Annotated in this window: 14 protein-coding genes; 9 read left to right on the forward strand and 5 right to left on the reverse strand. The window is 67.8% G+C overall.

The window, feature by feature from the left end; translation table 11 throughout:
- Nucleotides 1–127 precede the first annotated feature (127 nt).
- The gene (uxuA, locus tag JAO74_RS00115; RefSeq protein ID WP_233150518.1) at nucleotides 128–1,336 is read left to right on the forward strand and encodes a mannonate dehydratase; all 1,209 of its coding nucleotides are present in this window, start codon (nucleotides 128–130) and stop codon (nucleotides 1,334–1,336) included.
- 91 nt (nucleotides 1,337–1,427) lie between these two features.
- Here the strand turns inward: uxuA and JAO74_RS00120 are convergent, their stop codons facing one another.
- From JAO74_RS00120 to JAO74_RS00130, 3 genes are all read right to left on the reverse strand, one after another.
- On the reverse strand, nucleotides 1,428–1,979 hold the full coding sequence (locus JAO74_RS00120) for a DNA-3-methyladenine glycosylase (RefSeq protein ID WP_199033842.1): 552 nt from the start codon (nucleotides 1,977–1,979) through the stop codon (nucleotides 1,428–1,430).
- Between the two features lie 172 nt (nucleotides 1,980–2,151).
- Nucleotides 2,152–3,315: a galactokinase gene (galK, locus tag JAO74_RS00125; protein WP_199033843.1), complete on the reverse strand. Its 1,164-nt coding sequence runs from the start codon at nucleotides 3,313–3,315 to the stop codon at nucleotides 2,152–2,154.
- The gene (locus JAO74_RS00130) at nucleotides 3,312–4,340 is read right to left on the reverse strand and encodes a UDP-glucose--hexose-1-phosphate uridylyltransferase (RefSeq protein ID WP_199033844.1); all 1,029 of its coding nucleotides are present in this window, start codon (nucleotides 4,338–4,340) and stop codon (nucleotides 3,312–3,314) included. The genes galK and JAO74_RS00130 overlap by 4 nt, the downstream gene beginning before the upstream one ends.
- Before the next feature lie 84 nt (nucleotides 4,341–4,424).
- Between JAO74_RS00130 and JAO74_RS00135 the strand changes: the two genes are divergently transcribed.
- Nucleotides 4,425–5,420, forward strand: a complete 996-nt coding sequence (locus tag JAO74_RS00135) for an aldo/keto reductase (protein WP_199033845.1) — start codon at nucleotides 4,425–4,427, stop codon at nucleotides 5,418–5,420.
- A gap of 20 nt (nucleotides 5,421–5,440) precedes the next feature.
- On the opposite strand, the gene JAO74_RS00140 is transcribed toward JAO74_RS00135, so the two are convergent.
- A complete protein-coding gene (locus JAO74_RS00140) occupies nucleotides 5,441–6,676 on the reverse strand; it encodes an ROK family transcriptional regulator (protein ID WP_199033847.1) in 1,236 nt (411 codons plus the stop codon).
- 189 nt (nucleotides 6,677–6,865) lie between these two features.
- Between JAO74_RS00140 and JAO74_RS00145 the strand changes: the two genes are divergently transcribed.
- Nucleotides 6,866–8,149 (forward strand): sugar MFS transporter, encoded by a 1,284-nt coding sequence (locus JAO74_RS00145; protein WP_233150519.1) that lies wholly within the window; start codon nucleotides 6,866–6,868, stop codon nucleotides 8,147–8,149.
- A gap of 1 nt (nucleotide 8,150) precedes the next feature.
- Complete coding sequence (locus tag JAO74_RS00150) at nucleotides 8,151–9,053, forward strand: ROK family protein (RefSeq protein WP_199033848.1); 903 nt, start codon at nucleotides 8,151–8,153, stop codon at nucleotides 9,051–9,053.
- A 97-nt stretch (nucleotides 9,054–9,150) separates the two neighbouring features.
- Here JAO74_RS00150 and JAO74_RS00155 read toward each other — a convergent pair whose 3' ends face one another.
- Complete coding sequence (locus JAO74_RS00155; RefSeq protein ID WP_199033849.1) at nucleotides 9,151–9,909, reverse strand: N-formylglutamate amidohydrolase; 759 nt, start codon at nucleotides 9,907–9,909, stop codon at nucleotides 9,151–9,153.
- 16 nt (nucleotides 9,910–9,925) lie between these two features.
- Here JAO74_RS00155 and JAO74_RS00160 point away from each other — a divergent pair, with 16 nt between their 5' ends.
- The 5 genes from JAO74_RS00160 (at nucleotide 9,926) to JAO74_RS00180 (ending at nucleotide 15,918) form a co-directional block, all read left to right on the forward strand.
- Nucleotides 9,926–10,882, forward strand: a complete 957-nt coding sequence (locus tag JAO74_RS00160; RefSeq protein WP_199033850.1) for a transglutaminase family protein — start codon at nucleotides 9,926–9,928, stop codon at nucleotides 10,880–10,882.
- The gene (locus JAO74_RS00165; RefSeq protein ID WP_199033851.1) at nucleotides 10,882–11,697 is read left to right on the forward strand and encodes a transglutaminase-like domain-containing protein; all 816 of its coding nucleotides are present in this window, start codon (nucleotides 10,882–10,884) and stop codon (nucleotides 11,695–11,697) included. Before JAO74_RS00160 ends, JAO74_RS00165 begins: the two co-directional genes overlap by 1 nt.
- A 65-nt stretch (nucleotides 11,698–11,762) precedes the next feature.
- A complete protein-coding gene (locus tag JAO74_RS00170; RefSeq protein WP_199033852.1) occupies nucleotides 11,763–13,196 on the forward strand; it encodes an amidohydrolase in 1,434 nt (477 codons plus the stop codon).
- A complete protein-coding gene (locus JAO74_RS00175) occupies nucleotides 13,193–14,482 on the forward strand; it encodes an amidohydrolase family protein (RefSeq protein ID WP_199033853.1) in 1,290 nt (429 codons plus the stop codon). The genes JAO74_RS00170 and JAO74_RS00175 overlap by 4 nt, the downstream gene beginning before the upstream one ends.
- Nucleotides 14,483–14,625: 143 nt before the next feature.
- On the forward strand, nucleotides 14,626–15,918 hold the full coding sequence (locus tag JAO74_RS00180; RefSeq protein WP_199033855.1) for a chymotrypsin family serine protease: 1,293 nt from the start codon (nucleotides 14,626–14,628) through the stop codon (nucleotides 15,916–15,918).
- Nucleotide 15,919: the final 1 nt, after the last annotated feature.

The following is a 15,919-nucleotide window of genomic DNA, read 5'->3' on the forward strand; positions in this document are numbered from 1 at the left end:
GCCAGTCGCGCGCCCCGAATCCATCACGGTCGGGCGATAGGCGGTCCGCGTGCAGGGATCGCCAAGGCACGCGGCGGGTTTGACCGATGCCGCGCGCGGAGTCGGCACAGCGAACGGGGGGTAGTGGATGGTGCCTGCAACGGCGGTATGCGGGGCGATGCCCGGCATGATGGAACAGACGATGCGCTGGTTCGGCCCGCGCGATCCGGTCAGCCTGGCGGATATCCGTCAGGCCGGCTGCACCGGTGTCGTCACCGCCCTGCACGAGGTGCCGAACGGCGCGGTCTGGACGGTCGAGGCGATCGCCGCGCGTCAGGCCGAGATCGCGGCGGCGGGCATGGTGTGGTCGGTGGTCGAGAGCCTGCCGGTGCACGAGGCGATCAAGGCGCAGGGGCCGGGCTGGAAAGCGTTGGTCGATGCGTATCGGCAGAGCCTCGCCAATCTGGCCGCCTGCGGGTTGCGGGTCGTGACCTATAATTTCATGCCGGTGCTGGACTGGACGCGCACCGACCTTGCTTATGAATTGCCCGATGGCGCGCGGGCGCTGCGGTTCGAGATGGCGGCGCTGGCGGCGTACGACCTGCACATCCTGAAGCGGCCGGATGCCGCACGCGATTATGACGCCGCGACGATCGACGCCGCTGCGGTGCGCTTCGCGGCGATGGACGATGCGGCGCGCGGGGTGCTGGAGCGGACGGTGGCGGCCGGCCTGCCGGGCAGCGAGGAGAGTTTCGCCGGCGATGCGCTGTTGCAGGCGATCGATGCCTATGCCGGGATCGACGCCGACCGGCTGCGCGCGAACCATGTCGCCTTTTTGCGGGCGATCTGCCCGGAGGCGGACCGGCTGGGCATCCGGCTGGTGGTGCATCCCGACGATCCGCCGTTCCCGCTGTTCGGCCTGCCGCGTGTAGTGAGTACGGAGGCGGATCTGGCGGCGCTGTTCGCGGCAGTGCCGAATCCGTCGAATGGCTTGTGCCTGTGTACCGGATCGCTGGGGGTGCGGCCCGACAACGACCTGCCGGGCATGGCGCGGCGGCTGGGCGATCGCATCCATTTCGTCCATTTGCGCAACACGCGCAGCATCGCCGACGGCGAGTTCCACGAATCGGAGCATCTGTCGGGGTCGGTCGATATGTATGCGGTGGTCGCAGCGCTGCACGACGTGGCCCGCGCGGACGGACGGCGCATTCCGATGCGGCCGGATCATGGCCACCAGATGCTGGACGATCTGCGCAAGGTGACGAACCCCGGTTACTCGGCGATCGGCCGGTTGCGCGGGCTGGCGGAGCTGCGGGGGCTGGAACTGGGTATTGCGCGGAGTGTCGCGGGTCCTTGACCCGTCATTGCGGGCGCAGCGAAGCAACCCAGAGGAGCACGTGACGCCCTGGGTTGCTTCGCTGCGCTCGCAATGACGGAGGAGTCGCGATTTAGCGAAAGGGACGGCTGAGGAAGCGGGAGACGGCGAGGCCGAAGCGCCAGGGTTCGGCGGCGGCCTTGGTGATGCCGATGCGGGGGCCGATCAGGAGGGGCGGTTCCTCGATCCGGGGTGTGAGGGCGAAGGGCGGCGCATCCATTGGCTCGCCGTTCAGGGCGTCGGTGACGGCCAGCGCCGCACAGAGCCGGCCCGGTCCGGCGCACCATAGGCGCGGGTCCGTCATGCCGCGTCGCGTGGCCATCGCCTCGACACCAACGGTAGGCTCCAGCGCGCGGAGCAGCACCGCCGCGCCCGGTTCCTCGCCGCCGACGATGTTCAGGCACCAGTGCAGGCCGTAGCTGCGATAGATATAGGCATGGCCCGGCGGCCCGAACATCACCGCGTTGCGCCGTCCCGGCCCGGCGAAGCTGTGCGAGGCGGCGTCGCCGGCGTGATACGCCTCCGTCTCGACGATGATGCCGCCGACGCCGTCGACGGTCAGGTGACAGCCGATCAGGGCGCGGGCGAGGTCGAGGACGGGGCGGGTGTAGAAGTCGGGGGGCATGGTGGTCGGATAAGGGTGCGCGCGGATTGGGGAAACGATCGCGTCGTTAAAAAAGCGCCGTTTCCCGGCGGAGGCCGGGGTCCAGTCGGGTGAACGTTTGGGACAGCTTACGATGGCCTTCCCAACTGGACCCCGGCCTTCGCCGGGGAATAGCGTGGTCGAAGCGTGGATATTATCCCGCCACGGGCCCGGCACCCGCCACGGCGTGCGCCACCATGATGTCCGGCGCGTCGCCGGCCGGCGTGCGATAGCGTTCGCGGATGCCGGCGGTGACGGCCTCGACGCCCTCGATCGGCATCAGCGCAACGACCGCGCCGCCGAAGCCGCCGCCGGTCATGCGGGCGCCGCCCCGACCGTCGCACAATGTCGCGATCAGGTCGTGCGCGGTGGCGGCGAGTTCGTCGACCTTGGGCACCGTCACCTGGAAATCGTCGCGCATCGAGGCGTGGCTTTCGGCCATCAGCCGGCCCATCGCGCGCAGGTCGTCGCCGGCCAGCGCCTCGCCGGCCAGCAGCACGCGGTCGTTTTCGGTCACGACGTGGCGGGCGCGGGCCAGCGTGTCGCCGGTCAGCGCCGGGTTGTCGAGCATCGCCACGGTGGCATCGCGCAGCTTGGCGACGCCGAGCAGGGTCGCGGCTTCCTCGCATTCGGCGCGGCGGCGGTTGTAATGACCCTCGACCAGTCCGCGCACGACGCCGGAATGGATGATGACGATCGCGGTGCCGGCGGGGATCGGGATCGCCCGCGTCTCCAGCGAGCGGCAGTCGATCAGCAGGGCCGCGTCGGCGACGCTGGCGGCGGAGGCGAGCTGGTCCATCACGCCGCACTTCATGCCGACGAAGTCGTTCTCGGCGGTCTGCGCCTGCACCGCGATCTTCGTGGCGTCGGGCGTCTCGCCCAGCACCGCCAGCATCGCATGACCGACCGCGACCTCCAGTGAGGCCGACGACGACAGGCCGGCGCCGCGCGGGATATCGCCGACGATCGCAAGATCGGCGCCCTTCAGCGTGCGGCCTTCCTTGATGAGCGTCGCGATCATCGCGCGGACGTAATCGCGCCAGCCGCCCTCGGCAGCATGTTCGATCGGGCGCGACAGATCGAACGCGTCGATCTCGTTGCCGAATTCGCACGCGACGACGCGGACGGTCGAATCGGGACGGGCGCGCCATGCGATCCGCGTTTCGACGGGGATCGCGCAGGGCAGGACGAAACCGTCATTATAGTCGGTATGCTCGCCGATGATGTTCACGCGGCCGGGGGCGCGGACGACGCCGTCGGGCTTGCCCTCGAACGTCGCGGCGAAACCGTCGAGGAGGCGGGTGTTGAGATCGGTCACGCTGTTGTCTCCAGAAGGGGGCTGGCCGCGCGCAGGCGCTGGGCGGCCTGTTCGGGCGTCAGGTCGCGCTGGGGCTCGCCCAGCATTTCGAACCCGACCATGAACTTGCGCACCGTCGCCGAGCGAAGGAGCGGCGGAAAGACGTGCGCGTGCAGGCGCCAGCCATCGGTGTTCGCGTTGCCGTGCGGCGCGCCATGCCAGCCGAACGAATAGGGAAAGCTGGTCGAGAACAGGTTGTCGTACCGCGCCATCAACCGGCCGAGCAGTTGCGCCAGCGCGTCGCGGGCGGCGTCGGACAGATCCTCCATGCGGACGACGGGATCGCGGGCGATGATGAGCGTTTCGAACGGCCATGCCGCCCACCACGGCACGATCGCCAGCCAATGCCCGTTCGCCTCGACCTCGCGCTCGCCACCCGCCTCGCGTTCGGCGACGGCATCGAGCAGCACGGTGCCGTGTTCGGCCAGCCAGCCGCGCTGCGCCTCGTCCTCGCGTTCGACATGCGCGGGGACGAAATCGCCGGCCCAGACCTGTCCGTGCGGATGGGGCGACGAACAGCCCATCATCGCGCCCTTGTTCTCGAACAACTGCACATGCGCCCAGCGCGCGCCCAGTTCCGCCGACTGGTCCGCCCACGTGTCGACGATCATGCGGCGTTCGCCATCGGTCAGTTGCGGCAGCGAGCGGGAGTGATCGGGGGAGAAGCAGATCACCCGCGCCTCGCCGCTGGCCCCCTGCGCCGGGAACAGCGGATCATTGGGCGGGGCGGGGGTGTCGGGTCGCATCGCCGCGAAATCATTGGGGAAGACGAAGGTGCCGGTATAGTCCGGATTGCGCTCGCCGCTGGTGCGGACATTGCCGGGACAGAGATAGCAGTTCGGGTCGTGGCGGGGGCCGGGCGGGGGCGCGGGCGGTGCCTCCTCACCCTGCCATGGCCGCTTGGCGCGATGCGGCGATACGAGCACCCATTCGCCGGTCAGCAGGTTGCGCCGGCGGTGCGGATGTTCGGACGCGTCAAATATCATATAAAACCTCTCCGCCGGCTTACTACGCGTTGACCGCACGGCCTGCAATTCCTAGCCGACAGGCAAAATCGAAAGGACCCGAGGATGCCCTATCAGCCCGACGCGACCCGTTATGACGACCGCATGCCCTATCGACGGTGTGGAAGAAGCGGGCTGGACCTGCCGGCGATCTCGCTGGGTCTGTGGCAGAATTTCGGCGGGCAGGACGTGTTCGAGACGGGCCGCGCGCTGCTCCGCCGCGCCTTCGATCGTGGTGTCACGCATTTCGATCTCGCGAACAATTACGGCCCGCCCTATGGATCGGCGGAGGAGAATTTCGGCCGCTGGATGGCGCAGGACTTCGCTCCGTATCGCGACGAACTCATCATCTCGTCCAAGGCCGGATACGACATGTGGCCGGGACCGTATGGCGGCCCGTCGGGCAGCCGCAAATATGTGATCGCCAGCGCCGAACAGAGCCTGAAGCGCATGGGCCTCGATTATGTCGACATCTTCTATTCGCACCGGATGGATGCGACGACGCCGCTGGAGGAGACGTGCGGCGCGCTGGCGCAGCTGCACCGGCAGGGCAAGGCGCTGTATGTCGGCGTGTCGAACTACACGCCCGAGGCGACCGCGCGCGTCGCGGAAATCCTGGCCGAGGAACGCATCCCGCTGCTGATCCACCAGCCGCGTTATTCGATGCTCGAACGCACGATCGAGGGCGGTCTGCTCGACACGCTGGAGACGGTGGGCGCGGGGTGCATCGTGTTCTCGCCGCTGGCGCAGGGGTTGCTGACGAACAAGTATATTGGTGACGGTGCCCCGGCGGCGGGGACGCGGCTGGCCAAGGCGCGGACGCTGACGCCGGACCGGCTGACCGACGACCTGCGCGAGCGGCTGCGCGGGCTGGACGCGATCGCGACCGCGCGGGGGCAGAGCCTGGCGCAGATGGCGGTGACGTGGGTCTTGCGCGATGCCCGCGTCACCTCTGCCCTGATCGGCGCGCGGACGCTGGAACAGCTCGACCAGTTGCTCGACGCGACGAAGACGGCGCCGCTGACGGGCGAGGAGTTGGCGAAGATCGAGGCGCTGATCTGAAGAAGAACGGGCGGGGCGGGTTATCGCCCCGCCTGGATCAGGATCGAGTCCGACGGCAACAGATGGTCGAGGAACGGCAGGATCGCCGCGCCGATCGCCGGTGCGTCCTGCGCCATGACGGCGGGCATGATCTGCGCACGGGCGGGCAGTTTCAACACGCGCAGCGCGTCCGACAGGGCGGCGGACAGCCGCTCGATCAACGGCACCGGCAGCCGTCCGCCGATCAGCACCGCATCGGGGTTCAGCAGGCAGTTGATCGCCACCATCGGCGGCATCAACGAGCGGACCGCATCGACCAGCCAGCGATCGACCACGTCGCCGGCGGTGCCGGTCGCCGCGGCGAGATCGGCGACCGCCGGGACGACGCAATCGGCATCCTCCAGCCGTGCGAGCAGGGCGGAGACGGAAACGGTGTCCTGAATCGTCGCGCCCTTCATACCGGTGGTGGCGTCGGGCATCAGGCCGATCTCTCCCGACCGGGCGGTGGCGCCGCGATGATAGCTGCGGTCGATCACCACGCCGCCGCCCAGCCCGGCGCTGATGAGCAGGTAGAAGAAGCTGGGATTGTCGAATGCGGAGCCATATTCGGCCTCGCCCAGCGCCGCCGACGCCGCGTCGTTGTCGCAATGGATCGGCCATGCCAGCGTATCGCCGAGCAGCGTCGACAGATTGGTGTCGTTCCACGCCTCGTACCCCGCCGGCTGATGGGGCAGGGCGATCGCGCCCAGTTCGTCGGGGATTGCGACGCCGACGCCCAGCACGCGGGCGCGGTCGATGCCGCCCTCCGCGATCGCCGCGTCGAGTTCGTCCTGGACGAACGCCACCACATCCTGCGGCAGGGCGAAGGCGATCTCCCGCGTCACGCGGCTGCGCACCGCGCCGGCCAGATCGAGCGTCACCAACGTCAGGTGATCGCGATCGATGTTCAGGCCGATGCCGAACGCGCCGTCCGGTTCGACTTCCAGTTGCAGCGCGGGCTGACCGCGACCGCCCTGTTTGCGGCCGCTGATCCTGACCAGTCCCATGTCGACCAGCCGCCCGGTGATGTTGGCGATGGTCGGCGCGGTCAGCCCGGTCATCCGCGCGATCTCGACCCGCGTCGTCGTGCGTTCCAGGCGGATCGCCTGCAGGACGGTGCGCAGGTTATAGTCGCCGGCGCGTTCCAGATTGGTGCCCGACAAACTGCGCGACAGGCGCGCTTCCCGGCTATCGGCACTCAGCGGATCGTACGAACCCGATTCGATCCTGCTCAACATTGCCGCTCGACGCTCCCTGAGACTGATAAAGCCGGACTTTGCTATCGACCGGACACAGTGGCTTGACCAATTATTCTCGAATTGTCAGACAAGGTCAACCAACGAACAAATAATTCAAATTGACTTTTTAGCCGTGAACCGGCCTGTAGCATACCAATCCGGCACCACCGGAGCGGGGAGGATACGCAATTGATATCGACATCGGCAAGTAGCGGAGCCGGCGACGGCGGCAGGAGCCAGCTCGCCTTTTCCTATGTCACCGCGCTGTTCTTCATCTGGGGAGCGGTGACGTCGGTCAATGACGTATTGGTGCCGGCGGTCAAATCGATCTTCGCACTGAGCGATACCGAGGCGTTCCTGACGCAGTTCGCGTTCTTCCTGGCGTACGGCATCGTGTCGTTGCCGGCGGCGGCGCTGGTCGCGCGGCTGGGCGCATCGCGGTCGATCACCGTCGCGTTGGTGGTGATGGTCGTCGGCTGCCTGTTGATGCCGCTGGCCACCAGCCTGCGCGCCTATTCATTGGTATTGCTGGCGCTGTTCGTGATCGCGAGCGGTATCACGTTGCTGCAAGTGTCGGCCAATCCGCTGTCGGCGGTGCTGGGCACGCCGGAACGCTCGCATTTCCGCCTCGTCCTCAGCCAGGCGTTCAATTCGGTCGGCACGGTGGTCGGCCCGTTCCTTGCCGCCCACACGCTGCTGCGCGGCGGGTTGTTCGACGGTGGCCCCGTCACCGATGCCAAGATCGTCGAATCGCTGGGCAAGATCGACATCGCCTATGCGGTGATCGCGACGATCATCGTCGTGCTCGCCATCCTGCTATACCGCGCCCGCCATCTGATCGATGCGGCCGCACCGGAGGTCGCGGGCGGCAGCGTGCTGGCGGCGTTCGGGTCGCGATGGGCGTTGCTCGGCGCGGGCGCGATCTTCCTGTATGTCGGGGCGGAGGTGTCGATCGGCACCGCGATGGTCAATTACCTCGAACAGCCGAACATCCTGGCGGTCACGGCGGTCGAGGCGGGCAGCCTCGTCAGCCTGTACTGGCTGGGGGCACTGATCGGCCGGTTTGCCGGCACTGCGTTGCTGGCGAAGATTCCGGCCGGGCGGTTGCTGACCATCGTGGCGACGGGGGCGGCGCTGCTGTGCCTGATCCTGACGCAATTGAGCGGATCGCTCGCCGGCGTGCTGGCGCTGTCGATCGGGTTGTTCAACGCGATCATGTTTCCGGTGATCTTCACGCTGACGCTGGAACGGTCGAGCGCGCCGGCACCGGCGACGTCGGGCCTGCTGGTCATGGCGATCGTCGGCGGCGCGGTCGTGCCGCTCGCCTATGCGGCGGTGGCGGATGCGACGACGCGGTCGACGGCGTTCGCGGTGCCGATGATCTGTTACGTCGTCATCGCCGTCTTCGCGTTGGCGGCGGCGAGGGCGCGGGTGGTGATGACCGATGCGGTCCGTCCGGGGGCGGCGCACTAAAATGATTCAGATCGGTATCGATTTCGGCGGCACCAAGATCGAGGCGGCGGCGCTCGACGCGTCCGGCCGTTTCCTGTCGCGCGTTCGGACGCCCAACCCCGGCGATTACGATCAGGCCCTGCGCGACCTGCGCGATCTGGTCGCCAAGGTGGAGGCGGAGGCGGGCGCCACCGGCACCGTCGGTATCGGCATGCCCGGATCGATCAGCCCGCGCGACGGCCTGATGCGCAATGCCAACGCCACCTTCCTGAACGGTCGTTCTTTCCGCGAGGATGTCGAGGTCGTGATGGGCCGCGAGATCCGCACCGCCAACGACGCCAATTGCCTTGCCCTGTCGGAAGCCGTCGATGGCGCGGCGGCGGGCGCGAAATCGGCGTTCGCGGTGATCGTCGGCACGGGTGTCGGCGGCGGACTGGTCGTCGATGGCCAGATCGTCGAGGGCGCGAACGGCATGGGTGGCGAATGGGGCCATGTGCCGCTGCCGTGGATGACGGCGGAAGAGTTTCCGGGGCCGGCATGCTGGTGCGGGCTGCATGGATGTCTCGACATGCTGGTGTCGGGCACGGGTTTTCAAGCCGATCATGCGCGACGCACCGGCCACACGCTGGACGGCCCGGCGATCGTGCAGGCGGCACGGCGCGGCGATGCGGCGGCGGTCGCGACGCTCGACGCCTATGTCGACCGGCTGGGGCGGGCGATGGCGATGATCGCCAATATCGTCGATCCCGACGTGTTCGTGCTGGGTGGCGGCATGTCGAACGTCGAGGAAATCTATGACCGGCTGCCCGCCGTCATCGACGCCTATGCGTTTGGCGGCAACTGGAAGGGGCGGATCGTGCCGGCCCGCTGGGGTGATTCTTCCGGTGTACGCGGTGCGGCGCGGCTGTGGCCGTTATCGGCCTGATCCATGCCGTCATTGCGAGCGTAGCGAGGCAACCCAAGGCGTCAGGGATGGGGCTCTGGGTTGCTTCGCTGCGCTCGCAATGCCGACCGATTGCCTGCTAATCCGCCAGCAAATCTGCGATACGATCGGCCCATTCGGCGATCCCGGCGGGCGTGGCGAGCAGGTCCTGCCTGATCTCCAGTTCCAGATAGGGGCGATCGGGCCCGGCATGGCGGGGGATCGTGTAATCGATGCTGTCCATCCGGTACGGCTCGTTATCGCCCACCGTCAGTCCTGACATCGCGTTCAGTCGCGCCAGCGTGCGGTGGGCGAGACTCAGATTGCCGCGATCGTGCAGCACGCCGATCTCCCACGGCCGGGCGAATCCCCGCATGGTGGGCGTGAAGCTGTGCAGCGATACCAGTTCGGTCGTCACGCCCGCCGCGTCACGTCGCGCCAGTTCGGCGGCGATCGCGGTCTGATAAGGGGTGTGGATCGCCGCCACCCGCGCGGCGCGGTCGTCGGGATCGAGGGCGGCGTTGGCCGGTACGACGGTGCCGTCGCTCACCGCCGGCATCGCATCGATGGCACCCGGATCGCGGTTGCAGTCGATCACCAGTCGCGAATAGGTTTGCCGGATGAACGTCGCGTCGAGCATCGCGGCCAGCGCCTCGCCCAGCCCGGCGATGCCGATGTCCCAGCCGATGTGCCGCGACAACTCGCCTGGGCCAACCCCCAGCGATCGGAGCGCTGCCGGAACGATATTGCCGGCGTGGTCGCCCAGCAATAGGAACCGTGACGCACCGGAAGGGTTAATCACCTGAACCGGTGGGGGATCGTCCGGCGTGAGCAGCGGTCCGTTCGGTGAATCACGCATTGGACCTGCCTTTTCCATGCCATTCCTGAACCTCTCCCATGTCACTACCTACACCTATCGTCACCCCGTATCGTTCGGCGAACATCGCGTCATGGTGCGCCCGCGTGAGAGTTTCGACCAGCATCTGCTCGATGCCGCGCTGCTGATCTCGCCCGAACCGTCCGAGGTCCGCTGGTTGCAGGACGTGTTCGGCAATTCGGTGGCGATCGCCACGTTCGACCGGCGCGCGAAGGAGCTGGTCTTCGACAGCCGGGTGCGCGTGCTCCACACGCCTGCCGAATTGCAGGAGGTGCATATCGAGGAATATGCCCGCTCCTATCCCTTCACCTATTCGTCCGAGGAGATGCCCGATCTACTGCGGTCGATCGAACGCCAGCATCACGATCCGCAGCGGCAGATCGACGGCTGGGCGCGGCGTTTCGTCAACGCGCAGGGGCCGACCGATACGCTGGGCATGCTGGCCGACATGACGGCCGCGATCCGGCGCGAGTTCACCTATGTCCCCCGCCCCGAAAAGGGGACGCAGAGCCCGATCGAGACGTTGTCGCGGATGAAGGGCACGTGCCGCGATTATGCTATGTTCATGATCGAGGCGGTGCGCGCGCTGGGCTTCGCGGCGCGGTTCGTGTCGGGATATGTCTATAGCCCCACGGTCGGCGAGCATCGCACCGGTGGCGGCAACACGCATGCCTGGGTTCGGGTGTACCTGCCCGGTTCCGGCTGGGTGGAGTTCGATCCGACCAACGGTATCGTCGGCAACACCGGCCTGATCCGCGTCGCCATCGCGCGCGATATCTATCAGGCGGTGCCGATCTCCGGCACCTGGGCAGGCTTTCCCGGCAGTTTCCTCGACATGACGGTCAGCGTCGATGCGCGCATCGATGCCGCCACGATCACCGACGGTTCCGACTCCGCCGGCCCCGTATTGACGACCCCCGATGCGTTCGTTTCGGGCCAGAGGAGAACAGGCTGATGCTGATCCGTGCCGGTTACGACATCAGGTTCAATTGCGACGTGCCGACGCCGATGCTCGCACTGCTCAGCGTGCATCCGTCGCGCAACAAGGATCTGCGGACGCCGCACCGCATCCTGTCGTCCACCGACATCCCGATCTATGATTATGTCGATGCGTTCGGGAATATCTGCACGCGGCTGACGGTGCCGGCCGGCGGCGTCACCCTGTCGTGCGATTTCACGATCGAGGACGATGGCTTGCCCGATCCCGCCTCGCCCGATGCGGTCCAGCATGCGATCGAGGATCTGCCGGACGAGGTGCTCGTTTATCTGCTCGGTAGCCGATATTGCGAGACGGACCGGTTGTCGGAGACGGCATGGTCGCTGTTCGGTCATGTGCCGGCGGGCTGGGAGCGGGTGCGGGCGATCGTCGACTTCACGCATAACCACGTCGAATTCGGCTATCACCACGCCCGCCCGACCAAGACCGCGTGGGACGCGCATCAGGAACAGCAGGGCGTCTGCCGCGACTTCGCGCATCTGGCGATCACGCTGTGCCGGTGCATGAATATCCCGGCGCGGTACTGCACCGGGTATCTGGGCGATATCGGCGTGCCGGTGTCGGATGCGCCGATGGACTTTTCCGCCTGGTTCGATGTCTATCTCGGCGGCCGCTGGCACACGTTCGATGCGCGCCATAACCATGCGCGGATCGGGCGCATCCTGATGGCGCGGGGGCGTGATGCCACCGACACCGCCCTGACCACCGCCTTCGGCCCCGCCGAGCTGGTGCGGTTCGATGTCCACACCGACGAGATAACGCCCGCCGCCTGACACGAAACGCGTGGACGGCAGGCATCGCCCTGCGTAGGTTTCCCCTCAATTATCAAGGGGGCGATATGGCGGGACGGGTTTCGCGGGGATTGGTGGCGGCCGTGGCAGGGGCGGTCGCGCTGTCCGCCTGCGCCACCGACGGCAAGGACGACAAGCCGAAGAGCGCATCGGCGAAAGCACCCGCGCCCGGCCGGAACAAGGGCTATGCCCATGATCCCTTCCCCTCGACCTATCACGCCTATCCCGGTGTCCCGACGCTGGTCCGCAACGTCACCGTGTATGACGGCGAGGGTGGCCGGATCGAACGCGGCGCGGTGCTGTTCGCGGGCGGCAAGGTCGTCGCGGTCGGCCAGACGCTGGAGGCGCCCGCCGGTGCGACGGTGATCGACGGCACCGGCAAATGGGTGACGCCCGGCATCATCGATATCCACAGCCATCTGGGCGATTATCCCAGCCCGCAGGTCGAGGCGCTGTCCGACGGCAACGAGGCGACCGACCCCGTCACCGCCGATGTCTGGGCGGAACACAGCGTCTGGCCGCAGGACCCCGGTTTTGGCCGCGCGCTGGCCAATGGCGGCGTCACCACGCTCCAGATACTGCCCGGCTCCGCGAACCTGTTCGGTGGCCGCTCGGTCGTGCTGAAGAACGTCTATGCCCGCACGATGCAGGGGATGAAGTTCCCCGGCGCCGGATACGGCCTGAAAATGGCGTGCGGCGAGAATCCCAAGCGCGTCTATGGCGGCAAGAACCGCAAGCCCTCCACCCGGATGGGCAACGTCGCGGTCGACCGCGCCACCTGGGCCAAGGCGGTGGCGTACAAGCGCAAATGGGACAAGTACGAGGACAGCGGCGGCGACGCGCCGGATCGCGACATCGCGATGGACACGCTGCGCGGCGTGTTGGCGGGTGAAATCCGGGTGCAGAACCACTGCTATCGTGCCGACGAGATGGCCGTCGTCATGGATATGGCCAAGGAGTTCGGGTACAAGGTCACGGCGTTCCACCACGCGGTCGAGGCGTACAAGATCGGCGACCTGCTGAAGCAGAACGACACCTGCGCGGCGGTGTGGGCCGACTGGTACGGCTTCAAGATGGAAAGCTATGACGGCATCGGCGAGAACCTCGCGCTCCTGCAAAAGGAGGGCGCGTGTGCGATGATCCATTCCGATGACGAGAACGGCATCCAGCGGTTGAATCAGGAGGTGGCCAAGGCGCTGGCCTCCGGTCGCCGTGCGGGCATCGCGATCACGGATGAGGCGGCGTGGGAGTGGCTGTCGTTCAATCCCGCTAAGGCACTGGGCATTGCCGATCGCACCGGCAGCCTGAAACCCGGCAAGATGGCCGATGTGGTGCTGTGGAACGGCAACCCGCTCAGCGTCTATTCGCGGCCGGAGAAGGTGTGGGTGGACGGTGCGCTGCTCTATGACGCGAACGATCCGAAGCGTCGGCCGGTGAGCGATTTCGAACTTGGCCAGCCGGGTGAAGGAGACGTGAAGTGAAAGCGCTGCTCCTCGCCGCCGCGGCGCTGATCGCTGCGCCCGTCTCGGCTCAGACCATCGCCATCACCGGCGGCACCGTCGCGATCGGTGACGGTTCGCAACCGATCACCGGTGGCACTGTCGTGATCCGCGACGGCCGCGTCGTGGCGGCCGGCAGCGGCGTCGCGGTGCCGGCCGGCGCGCAGATCGTCGATGCGACCGGCAAATGGGTGACGCCCGGCATCGTCGCGGGCATCGGCAGTCTGGGACTGGTCGATGTCGGCGGGGTACAGGAAAGCAACGACAGCCGCGCCCGGACCTCGCCGTTCAACGCCGGTCTCGACGTGTCGACCGCTATCAATCCCCACGGCGTCATCATCGGTAACGAGCGGGCAGGCGGCGTAACGCGTGCGATCGTCGCCGACGACGCGGCCGGTTCGATCTTCGCCGGGCAGGGGGCGATCATCGATCTGGGCGACGATCCCGATCCCATTACCCGCCCGCGCGCGTTCCAGTATGTCGAGCTGGGCGAGGGCGGGGCGGACCGCGCCGGCGGTAGTCGTCCGGCCGCCTATGCGATGCTGTTCGACGCCTTTGCGCAGGCCGCCGACTTCCGCCGCAACCCGGCCGGGTTCGATGGCCGCAGCACCGATTCGCTGTTGAAGCGGGCGGATGCGGAGGCGTTGCTGCCGGTGCTCGACGGCAGGATGCCGCTGGTCGTGCATGTCGAGCGAGCGAGCGACATCCGGCAGGTGCTGACCCTGCCGCGCCGCTATCCGGGATTGAAGCTGATCCTGGCGGGGGCGGCCGAGGGATGGATGGTGGCGCCCGAGATCGCGGCGGCGCGCGTGCCGGTGATGGCGTCGGCCATCGCCGATCTGCCTGCTTCATTCGAGCAACTGGCGGCGACCGAATCGAACGTCGGCCGGATGACGCGCGCGGGCATCACCGTCGGCGTGCTGGCCGACGGTCGCGGTGGCGAACATGGCGTGACGCAGTTCGCCGGCAATCTGGTCGCGATCGCCAGGGTGCCGGGCGCGACCGGCCTCGACTGGGGTCAGGCGTTCGCCACGATCACGTCGAAGCCGGCACAGGTGATGGGCATGGACGGCGAGATCGGATCGCTGCGCGCGGGTCGCCGCGCGGATGTGGTGTTGTGGGACGGCGATCCGCTGGAACTATCGTCGGCACCGGTATCGGTGTTGATCGACGGGCGTGCCCAGCCGATGTCCTCGCGCCAGCGCCGGTTGCGCGACCGGTATCTGACGCCGGGCGAGACTGATCTCCCCAAGGCGTATAGCCGCTGAAAACGAGGGCCGATCGATCTGCCTCCCCGGCGGAGGCCGGGGAGGTATATTATGCGGGTCTCGACAGGCCCCGCGTTCAGCCGGGGTTTACGGCGGTCTGACATAGGCCGGTGGTGGATGGTCTGAGACTTGTGATTCTGGCGATGGCCCTGTGGCTGTCCGCATTCCCCGCCTCGGCACAGATCGTTGCACCCGTGCATGTCCAGACGGTGAACGAGGCGATGGCACAGGATGCCGCCGCCTATGCCGCGCGTCACGGCGTACCGCTGGACGAGGCCGTCCGTCGCCTGCGGGCGGAGGCCGACACCGTGGCGACCGCCGATGCGCTGGCGATCGAATTTGCCGACCGGATCGTGGGGATCGCGATCGAGCATGATCCCGCGTTCCGCCTGATCGTGCGGCTGACCGGCACCGATCCCGTGCCGAGCCGCATCGTGCCGGCGGGTGGCATGACGGTGCCGGTGATCTTCCGCCCCGGCCTGCCCGCGACGCATGCGCAACTGGTCGCGGCGATCAGCGCGTATCAGGCGGGTATCCGGGGGGCGCTGTCCACGCCGCCGGGCATCGGCGTCGATCCGCGTACCGGCGAACTGGTGGTGTTCGTGTCGCGGCGCGATGCCGATCGCGACGGTCCCGCGACGCTGCAGGCGCGGTTCGCGGCGATGACCGGCGTGCCGGTTCGCGTCCGCGTCGTCGATCGCCCGGAACTGGACATGGCCGACCCCGTCATCGCGGGCGGCGCGCGCGTCGTCGGGATCAGCCCGGTCGATGGCCGCCGGTATCTCTGCACGGCCGGCTTCACCGTGACGGACGGCACGCGGGTGGGCATCGCGACCGCCGCGCATTGCCCCGATACGCTAGGCTATGTCGATCCGGCGGGTGGCCCGGAGATACCGATGCCGATGGTCGGGCAATGGGGCTGGGGGTATCAGGACGTGCAGGTGAACCTGTCGCCCGGCGCGGTCAGTCCGTTATTCTATGCCGACACCGCCAAGACGCTGGCGCGGCCCGTCACCGGTCAGCGGCGGCTCGCCAATACCCGCGCGGGCGAGACCGTCTGCCATCGCGGCGAGCGGACCGGGTATAGCTGTGCCGAGGTCGAACTGACCGATTTCGCCCCGGCTGGCGACCTGTGCGGTGGCGCCTGCCTGCCGACGTGGATTACGGTGGGTGGCCCGACCTGCAAGAACGGCGACAGCGGCGCGCCGGTGTTCGCTGGCACCGTTGCCTTCGGCCTCGTCAAGGGCGGCACGTACCGCGCGGATGGCAGCTGTGCGTTCTATTTCTATATGTCGACGGACTATCTGCCGGAGGGCTGGTCGCTGGTCCGTGCCGTCCTGCCGGCCGCCGCCGACCCTGACCCTTCGCCGCCTCCGGCGTCTCTCCCATCGGGAGAGGGAAGGGGCCCGCCCGGCGCAGTCGGATGGGAAGGGTGAG

The sequence above is a fragment of the Sphingomonas mollis genome (assembly GCF_016427505.1).
GTDB classification, from domain to species: domain Bacteria; phylum Pseudomonadota; class Alphaproteobacteria; order Sphingomonadales; family Sphingomonadaceae; genus Sphingomonas; species Sphingomonas mollis.